This is a genomic window from Glycomyces buryatensis, assembly GCF_004912275.1.
Lineage (GTDB): Bacteria > Actinomycetota > Actinomycetes > Mycobacteriales > Micromonosporaceae > Glycomyces > Glycomyces buryatensis.
On the sequence record NZ_STGY01000042.1, the window covers coordinates 24,438 to 30,626 of the forward strand.

Annotated in this window: 4 protein-coding genes; 1 reads left to right on the top strand and 3 read right to left on the bottom strand. The window is 68.8% G+C overall.

The genetic code is table 11. The annotated features are described in order from the left end of the window. Positions 1 to 12: 12 nt before the first annotated feature. The 3 genes from FAB82_RS10515 to FAB82_RS10525 form a co-directional block, all read right to left on the bottom strand. Positions 13 to 777, bottom strand: a complete 765-nt coding sequence (locus tag FAB82_RS10515) for an SGNH/GDSL hydrolase family protein (RefSeq protein ID WP_136534497.1) — start codon at positions 775 to 777, stop codon at positions 13 to 15. A 320-nt stretch (positions 778 to 1,097) separates the two neighbouring features. Beyond that, positions 1,098 to 3,065 carry a beta-galactosidase gene (locus tag FAB82_RS10520; protein ID WP_136534498.1) on the bottom strand — a complete coding sequence of 656 codons (1,968 nt, stop codon included), beginning with the start codon at positions 3,063 to 3,065 and terminating at the stop codon, positions 1,098 to 1,100. A 79-nt stretch (positions 3,066 to 3,144) separates the two neighbouring features. Further along, positions 3,145 to 3,978, bottom strand: a complete 834-nt coding sequence (locus tag FAB82_RS10525) for a diacylglycerol kinase family protein (protein WP_246039564.1) — start codon at positions 3,976 to 3,978, stop codon at positions 3,145 to 3,147. A 126-nt stretch (positions 3,979 to 4,104) separates the two neighbouring features. Between FAB82_RS10525 and FAB82_RS10530 the strand changes: the two genes are divergently transcribed. Beyond that, positions 4,105 to 5,391 carry an adenylosuccinate synthase gene (locus FAB82_RS10530; RefSeq protein WP_136534499.1) on the top strand — a complete coding sequence of 429 codons (1,287 nt, stop codon included), beginning with the start codon at positions 4,105 to 4,107 and terminating at the stop codon, positions 5,389 to 5,391. Positions 5,392 to 6,189 lie beyond the last annotated feature (798 nt).

A 6,189-nucleotide genomic window follows, 5' to 3' on the forward strand; every position in this document is an offset into this window, starting at 1 on the left:
TGAACACGATCATCATGACTCCACTTGGGAGAGTTTGGGTCGCTTGGGGTCAACGGTGTCGCCGCTCGATTTGCCGGTGAGGCGCCGCTTCACCCAGGGGGCGAGGTGCTTGCCGGCCCAGGCTACGCCGTTTTGGTCCCTGCGCACCACTGGTGCGTCGGGCAGCGACTTCAACCAGGCGGGGTCGGGCTCGACGCCGAGGACCTCGCAGACGTCGAAGGCGACCCGCTGGTGGCCGAGGGAGTTGAGGTGGAGTCGGTCCTCGGACCACAGGCGCGGGTCGGTGAAGGCCTCGTCCGCCCACAGGTCGATGAGTACGGCGTTGTGGCGCTTGGCGACGCGCTTATAGGCGTCGTTGGTGGCGATGAATCGCTTGCGGAGCATCTTCATGCCGGGGATGTGGCAGGTGACGTCGGCGCAGGTGAAGAGCATGACCTCGGCGCCGGAGGCCTTGAGCAGCCGGACCACCTCGTGGGCGCGGGTCGACAGCTGGGTGGGGTTGAAACCGGGGCGGAGGGCGTCGTTGCCGCCGGCGGCGAACGAGATGAGGTCGGGGCTCTGCTTGATGGCGGGGACGACCTGCTCGTCGACGATGCGGTCGAAGAGGCGGCCCCGAACGGCGAGATTGGCGTAGGCGAAGTCGGGATTCATCCCGGCGTAGCAGTGGGCGAACAGGTCGGCCCAGCCGCGGAACCCCTCGCCGTCGGGGTTGGGGTCGCCGACGCCTTCGGTGAAACTGTCACCGATCGCCACGAAACTTGAGAACTCCGCAGACATGGACACTCCCACCTTCAAGTCGAGCCGATGCCGCCCCGGGCGCGCCCTGGCGGGCGCTGACAAGCGTGCCTCACGGAGATAACGATCCGATTTCGATCAGGTGGCGAGCATGAGCACAGCGGTCTCAGATGGAGCCGGGCCGCGGTGACCGGATGTTCACTCGTTTCGGTGAATCCCAGGCGTGCAACGCCGAAGGGGCCCGATTGTTGTCGGATCCCTCGGGCACGATCGCCACCAGGATTTGGCACCCCTCGGGCGGGTGGGCCCTGTGGAAATTCCCCACCCACCGAGACCACCCACCCCGGGGGGTGACGAAACCGCTAGGCGTGCTCGGCGTGGACCACTACCTCGCCCGCCGGAACCTCGATCGTCTCCTTCTCCGTCTTCACCTTCACGTCCTCGTTCAAGTGGTTGATGCACAGCAGCCAGCTCCGGCCGTCGGGGTGCGAGCGGCGGACCACTTCGACCCCCACCGGGGCGTCGGCGACCGGCCCCACGCCCGCGTCGCCCGCCGCACTCGCGATCACCCGGTCGAGGGTGTCCGCGTCGACGAACGTCGTCAGGTAGTGGGCCGTGCCCTCGCCGAAGCGGTTGACCGTCCACGCCGGGGTTGCCGTCATAGGCGCAGCGTTCGCTCCGACCCGGGCGGTGGGGGGCGACGGGAGGGCGTAGGTGTCGCGCACTTCGGCGCCTCGGGCTTCGGCCGTCTCGCTCCAGATGGTGCCCTTGCCGCCCGAGGCCAGTTCGATCGGCCCGTCCACCAGCGGATAGAACTCCTCGCTGCGCACCCCGACCACGTCCAGCAGCGCCCCAGGGTAACCGCCCAGATACACAGTGTCGGTCTCGTCGGCTATACCTGAGTAGGGCGTCACCAGCACCGTCCCGCCGCCGGCGACGAACCCCCGCAGGTTCTCGGCCCCCGCCCGCGAGAGGAGGTAGATGGCAGGAACCACTACGAATCGGTAGCCCGACAGGTCGCCCTCGGGTTCGGCCACGTCGCAGGTGATCCCGGCCCGCCACAGGGCCGCGTAGTAGTCGTTGAAGATCCCCTGCGGGTCGATCTCGCTGGTGGGTCGGGCCGGGTGCTCCTGGGCCCACCGGTTCGGGAAGTCCCACAGGATCGCCGTGTCCGCCTTGACCGTGGAGCCCTCGAGCTCGGACAGGTCGCCGAGCCGCGCACCCAGTTCGCAGACCTCGCGCCAGATCTTGGAGTCGGTGCCCGCGTGCGGCACCATCCCCGAGTGCCACTTCTCGGCGCCCTGCTTCGAGGCCCGCCATTGGAAGAACATGATCGCGTCGGCGCCCCGGGCGAGGTGCGTCATCGAGTTGCGCAGCATCTCGCGCGGCGCCTTGGCCCGGTTGCGTCCCTGCCAGTTGACGGCGGACGTGGAGTGCTCCATGAGGATCCACGGCTTGCCCGCGCCCAGCGAGCGGGCGTAGTCGGCCGCGAAGCCGAGGTTGATGTGCGGGTCCTCGCCGATCAGGTAGTGGTCGGTGGCGACGACGTCGACCTCGCCGGCGAACTCCCACAGGTCGATGTCGGGGTGCGAGCCGGTCATGAAGTTCGTCGTCAGCGGCTTGTCCGAGTGGCGGCGGATCACCTCGGCCTCGGCCCGGTAGTTGCGGACCAGCTGGTGGGAGGAGAAGCGCTTGAAGTCCAGGACCTGCCCCGGGTTGGAGATCGAGGGCGTCGGCAGCGGCGGGTAGATCTGGTCCCACGAGGAGTAGGCCTGCGACCAGAACGCGGTGCCCCAGGCGGCGTTGAGGCCGTCGAGGTCGCCGTAGCGCTCGCGCAGCCAGATCCGGAACTTCGCGGCCGCCGCCTGCGAATAGGAGCGGGCATTGTGGCAGCCGTACTCGTTGTGGAGGTGCCACAGGACGACCGCGGGATGATCGGCGTAGCGGCGCGCGATCTGCTCGGTGATCGCGAGGGCCTTGGCGAGGTACACGTCCGAGGAGGGGTCGAAGCCCTGGCGGGAGCCGTGGGTGAGCCGGCGGCCCTCGGCGTCGACCAGCACGGCCTCGGGATAGGTGGCCGCGAACCACGGCGGCGGCGAGGCGGTCGGGGTGGCCAGGCACGCCTCGATGCCGTTCGCCGCCAATAGGTCCAGGACCTCGTCGAACCACTCGAATTCGAAGCGGCCCTCCTCGGGTTCGAACAGGGCCCAGGAGAAGATGCCGACGCTGACGCGATTGACGCCGGCCTCGCGCATGAGCCGCATGTCCTCGGCCCAGACTGCTCGGTCCCACTGTTCGGGGTTGTAATCGCCGCCGTAGACGATCGCCATGGAGGAGCTCCTTCGCATCAAGGGAGGGTTGGGTGCGTCCCCCAGACTACGGGCAACCGCTTACGCGAAGCCAGCGCGATTACGCCTCGGAGACGTACCAGCCCGCCGCGCCCGGCTCCACCCACCAGGTGCGCTTGCGCTTGAGTTCGTCCACCAGGCCGTCCGAGATGTACGTGACCGAGTCCTCGGGGTGGATCGCCACCGCTCGGCCCCGGGCGCGCCGCACCTCGATGCGAACCTTCTTGCGCCAGCGCCCCACCGTGACCGGCACGGCCACCGCGACGTCGATCTTCCCGTCGGTCGGGTCGGGTTCGGCCAGGACCATGTCGTCGGCCGCGGCGTAACCGTCGGCGTTGGCGACGACGCACGCCAGGATCTGCTCGGAGCCGTCGGCCAGCACCGCGTCGTCGAGGTTGACCATGCCGCGCCATGGCCGGTCGCCGCCGCCGAGGCGCACGCCGTCGGCGCACACGCCGCCGCCGTCGTGCCGCATGATGTCGGTGCGCCGGACCTTGCCGCCCATGACGGCCGCGGCCACCTCGGCGGGCGCGGTCGGCAGTCCGAAGTGTTTGACCAGTCCGGGCGCGGTGCCCAGGGGGAGCAGTGCCAGCGGCGGCAGATCGGGGAGGGTGCGCCCGGCGGGCAGGGAGTCGGGGCGTTCGCTCGGGGCGGGCGCCGAGCGCCGCACCACCCGGGCCAGAACGGCGTTGACCTGCTCGTCGGTGTCGGCGGCGACCACGATCCGCTCGTTCGGGTCGTCCATCACCGCGTCGATCTCCTTGGCGTGCTCGGCACCGACCGTCCGCACGGTCGCCCCAAGCTGCTTGAGTTCGTCGATCAGGTGCAGCGTCTGGGTGCGCGGCCCCGAATCAGCGCAGTTCGCTTCCACGAGCGTCAACACGACAACGTTCACCCGCCCCACACTACGGTGTGATGGAGGTCCAACCCATAGCGCTCAGCCCTGGTGAGACACGAGGTCAGCGCATGCCAGTAGGCTTACCAAGTAATCGGGTGATCAACTTCCCGGGAGGATGGGCAGATGCCAGCGATCGCAGTCGTCGGAACGCAGTGGGGCGACGAAGGCAAGGGCAAGGTCACCGACCTGCTCGGCGCCGAGATGGACTACGTGGTGCGCTACCAGGGCGGTAACAACGCCGGGCACACGGTGGTCGTCCCTGACGGCACGAAGTACGCCATTCACCTGGTACCCGTGGGCATCCTGACCCCGGGGGTCGTCCCGGTCATCGCCAACGGCGTGGTCGTGGACCCGAAGTTCCTCCTCTCGGAGCTCGACGAGCTCACCGCGGGGGGCGTGGACGTCTCCAACCTGAAGCTCTCGGCGGATGCGCACCTGATCATGCCCCACCACCGGGCCCTCGACCGCGTGGTCGAGCGCTACCTGGGCGGGGCCCGCATCGGCACCACCGGGCGCGGCATCGGCCCGGCGTACGCCGACAAGGTGGCCCGCCAGGGCATCCGCGTGCAGGACCTGCTCGACCCGAAGATCCTCTCCATCAAGCTGGAGCAGATCCTCCGCGAGAAGAACCAGATCCTCGTGAAGGTCTACAACCGCAAGGCGATCGACCCGGAGGCCGTGGTCGAGGAGTACCTGGGCTACGCCGAGCGCCTGAAGCCGTACATCGCCGACACGCGCCTGATCCTGAACCAGGCGCTCGACGAGGGCAAGAACGTGCTCCTCGAAGGCGCGCAGGCGACCATGCTCGACGTGGACCACGGCACTTACCCGTTCGTGACCTCCTCGAACCCGACCACCGGCGGCGCCTGCGTCGGCACGGGCATCGCGCCGCAGAAGGTCACCACCGCGATCGGCATCATCAAGGCCTATACGACCCGCGTCGGCTCGGGTCCGTTCCCGTCCGAACTGTTCGACGAGTTCGGCGAGTTCCTGCTCAAGCGCGGCGGCGAGTACGGCGTGACCACCGGGCGGCGGCGCCGCTGCGGCTGGTTCGACGCGGTGCTGGGCCGTTACGCGGTGCGCGTCAACGGGGTCACCGACCTGTTCGTCACCAAGCTCGACGTGCTCTCGGAGCTGGAGCGGGTCCCGATCTGCGTCGGCTACGAGATCGAGGGCCAGCGCTTCGACGAGATGCCGATGACCCAGACCGATGTGCACCACGCCAAGCCGGTGTACGAGTACCACGACGGCTGGTTCGAGGACATCTCCGGCTGCCGCAAGTTCGATGAGCTTCCGGCCAATGCCCAGTCCTATATCGAGCGTCTCGAGGAGCTGTGCGGCGCCCGCGTGAGCGTGGTCGGCGTCGGCCCGGGCCGTGAAGAGAACGTCATCCGCCACAACATGATCTGACGGACAACACCGAAGGGGCGCAGGGCTTGCCTTGCGTCCCTTCACTGTTTCGAATCGACGGACTCGGCTACTGCCTCAACGTTCAGGCTCGCAACGACGGAGGGACGGGGAAGACCGGTCGGGGTGGCCCGCCGGGGCGAGGGCCGGTCATCGGTCGGGGTTCAGGCCCTCAGCGATGGAGTGCTGGAGGGCTGGCACCGGGTGCGTTGCCGGGGCCGGGTGGCTCTTCCCTTGGGGTTCAGGCGCTCAACGACGGAACGACTGGGGACGGCCGGTCGGGGTGACTTGCCGGACGCGGGTCGGAACGCGTTGCGGCGGGGCCGGTCTTCGATGCGTTGAGGGCTTGGCTGGGCCGGTGGCCTCCACCGCCGGGCCGCGCGTGCGAGGGCAGGTACGAGGCGCAGGCGAGCTCGAGTCCGTCATGGCTGTCATCGTCGTCTTGCCTCCTTCCCTTGTCCCACTTCGGGTATCACACATCGGCCTTGGTGCCGCTCGGTCTTGCTCTTCGGCCCTCTTCAGGGACTCGCGTCCCCGCCGGTCCGTTCCGGCCAGGTCAAGCCCACCGAGGAGCATCCCGCTGACTGGTCCGTCCCTGCCGAGCGAAGCCCCATCAACGGGCATCGCCCTGGCCGGTCCGGCCGGTCCGGGGCATCGCCTTCCCGTGTCCCTCTGGTGTGCAGACAGGTTTGGTTGAGGAGGCTCCCCAGAACTCGGTCCGGCATGCTCCGCTTTCCCCTCCGTGGAGGGCGTGTCTGGTATGCAGGTCCGGCACGCTCCGCGGGTCATTCCTTGGAGGGC